The organism is Streptomyces sp. B6B3 (assembly GCF_039871525.1).
GTDB lineage: Bacteria > Actinomycetota > Actinomycetes > Streptomycetales > Streptomycetaceae > Streptomyces.
In genome coordinates, this window is sequence record NZ_JBDPLU010000058.1 from 1 (window position 1) to 3,118 (window position 3,118).

Consider the following 3,118-nt stretch of genomic DNA (forward strand, 5'->3'; position numbering starts at 1 on the left):
TGCGGGGGAGTGCGACGGCGGCTCGGTCGCCTGGGGCCAGGCCGAGGCCGAGCAGGTGGTGGGCGAGCCTGTTGGTGCGGGCGTCGAGGTCGGCGTAGGTCCAGGAGTCCTGGCCCGCGATGACCGCGGTCGCGTTCGGGTGTGCGGCGACCTGGGCGGCGAACGCCTCCACCACCGTCGAAGCCGACTCGGCGGGCACGTCCCCGACGGCTACCTCGCCCAGCAGCCAGTCCCGTTCGCCCTCCAGCAGCACGTCGAAGTCCTCGACCCGCCGCTCGTCGTCCGCCGCCACCTGCCGCAGCACCCGTATCAGGCGTTCTGCCAGCTGCCCAGCGGTGGACTCGTCGACGAGGTCCGAGCGGCAGGTGACGACGAAGAGCAGTTCCGGGCCCGGGAAGACGGCCAGGCTGACCGGGTAGTGCGTGAGGTTGTGGCCGTGGACCGGGGTGATGAGAAGGGAGCCCGCGCTTTCGCGCGGGTCGTCGAGCTGCGGGTAGCTCTCGAAGATCACCAGGGTGTCGAAGCCCGTGCCCGGACCACCGACCCGTTGTATCTCCGACAGCCCCAGGTAGTGGTGCGGGGTCAGCCGCGACTGGCTGGCCAGGAGGTCGCCGAGAACGTCGCGGACCCGCCGGCCGGCATCGAGCCGCACGCGTACCGGCACCGTGGTGATGAAGAGTCCGAGCATGTCCTCGACGCCGGGGAGCTCGGGCGGCCGGCCGGCGGCCGTCGCTCCGAAGACCACGTCGTCGCGCGCCGTCAGCTGGCCCAGAAGCAGGGCCCAGCAGCCCTGTACCACCGTGTTCAGCGTCAGCTCGCGGTCTCGCGCCATCTCCAGCAGGGCGGTGGTCGCCGCCGCGTCGAGCTTCGCCTGCGTCTGCGTGTATCTCGGGTCCCGTGGCCCGTGATCGGCTGAGGGCGCGAACAGGGTGGGCCCGTCGAGATCGGCCAGTTCCGTGCGCCAGGCCTCGCGTGCCGCGTCCTTGTCCTGTCGATGCAGCCAGGCCAGGTAGTCGCGGTAGGGCGTGACCGGCGGCAGCCGGCCGGCGTCGCCGCCCGCCTCGTAGACCGCGGAGACCTCCTGGTGCAGCAGCGGAAGGGACCAGCCGTCCATGAGGATGTGGTGGTTGGTCATCACCAGGTGATGCAGCTTCTCGTCGAGGCGGACCAGGAGCAGCCGGAGCAGCGGAGGAGCCGCGAGGTCGAAGCGGCGTTCCCGTTCCTCCTTCGCCAGCCGCGCCGCCTGGTCCAGAGCCTCCTCCCGCGGCAGCTCGGACAGGTCGACCTCGCGCCAGGGGAGTCTCACCCGAGCCGGGATGATCTGGACGAAGTCGTCGGCGTTCGAGGGCCGGTGGAAGGAGGCGCGCAGGGTGGGGTGGCGGGCGAGCACCGTCTCCCACGTGGTTCGAAGCCTCGACGCGTCCAACGGGCCTTCGAGCGCCCTGACGTCCTGGACGACGTAGACGTCGGGGTGCTGGTCGTCGAAGAGGGAATGGAAGAGCAGGCCCTCCTGGAGCGGAGTCAACGGCCAGACGTCCTCGATGCGCTTAGCCATGGTGGGCTCCGTCCTGGGCTTCGTCGTCGCCGAACATGCTCTCGATCTCCTCGATCTGTCCCTGGGTGAGCGTGACGAGCGACAGGTCGGAGGGGGTGTGACCACCGACGTCGGGTCGTGAGGCATGGGCGACGAGTCCGCCGAGCATGTCCCGCCACCCCTCGCCCAGCTCACGCACGTCCGCCTCGTCGAGCGCCCGGTCGGGCCAGGTGAGCAGCAGGACCAGTTCCGGTCCGTCCGAGCGCTCCCGCACGAAACCGCCGGTCTCCAGGACGTGCATCACCGGCAGCCCCGGGTCCGCGTCCCCGCCCATCGCCGTCGAGCCGGTGAGCTGCCAGTCGTTCGCGGCGGCGCCGCCTGGCCCACCGCCCGGGCTCGAGGGCTCGACCCGGCCCAGGTAATTGAAGCCGATCTCGGGCTTCGGCAGGTCGGCCAGGATCGGCGCGGTCGCGGCGTTGAGGAAGCGCAGCATTCCGTACCCCAGCCCGTCCCCCGGGACCTCGCGCAGTTGCTCCTTGACGTGCTTCACCAGATGGCCGGCATCGGCACCGCCGGCCCTGACGTCGTCGGGAGACGCCTGCCGCGCGTCGAGCCGCACCGGATGCATGCTCGTGAACCAGCCGACCGCCCGTGACACGTCGGTGTCCGCGGTCAGCTCCCGCCGTCCGTGGCTCTCCACGTTCAGGAGCATCGGGAGGGGCGCGAGGCCCCTGCGGAGGCGCCACCCGTCCAGGGCGGCGGCCAGGCCGGCGAGGAGAACGTCGTTCACCCCGGCGTTGAAGGCGTCCGGGAGCGTGGTGAGCAGGGCGGACGTCACGTCGGAGGGGACGGAGAGACGCAGCTGTCGCTGGGTGCCCTCGGTGTCCCGGGAGGAGTCCAGGGCGCGGTTGCCGAGCAGTGGCTGCGACTCCTCGACGCTCTCGAGGGTCCGCACCCACGTGTCCAACTCCGCGAGTCGGTCGGCGTCGTACGCCATGGACGACAGGAGGTGTGCGTACTGGCGGAACGACGAGGTCACCGGGGCGAGAACCGGAGTCCGACCGACCACCGTCGACCGCCAGGCCGAGGCGAGGTCGGACAGCACGACCTGCCAGGACACCGCGTCCGTCACCAGGTGGTGTATCGCCAGCAGCAGCCGCCCGGGGGTCTCGGGCCCCCGGTCGAACCAGACCAGGCGCAACATCTCCCCGCTGCGCGGATCGAGCCGCTCCGAAGCCGCGTGTGCCTGGTCCTCGATGGTCCAGTCCAGGGTCTCCTCGTCGAGCCCCGTGGCGGTCACGCGCGACACCCGGTCACTCACACCCCGGACCTCCCGCGGCACGTCCAGGTGAGGACCGGACTCCCCCTCGCCGTACTCCGTGACCAGCCGGGCGCCGAGGATCCTGTGGTGATCCACCACGGCCTGCAGCGCGGCGACGAGCTGGTCCTGGCGCAGGTCGGCGGGAACCTGAACGGTCACCCACTGGGCGAACCGGCCGGTGAGGGCGTTGAGGCCGCCTCGTTGGTGGAGTTCGTGCATGACGGGGGTGAGGGGGAGGGGGCCGTGGTCGGGGTGGGTAGGGG

Annotated in this window: 2 protein-coding genes; both read right to left on the reverse strand. The window is 71.5% G+C overall.

What is annotated here, in order from left to right; all coding sequences use genetic code 11:
* Positions 1 to 1,555 (reverse strand): condensation domain-containing protein (locus ABGB06_RS39305; protein ID WP_347600511.1); only part of this gene is annotated, 1,555 nt, incomplete at its 3' end.
* Positions 1,548 to 3,118, reverse strand: a 1,571-nt coding sequence (locus ABGB06_RS39310; RefSeq protein WP_347600514.1) for a condensation domain-containing protein, incomplete at its 5' end; no start/stop codon positions are given. The genes ABGB06_RS39310 and ABGB06_RS39305, both read right to left, overlap by 8 nt.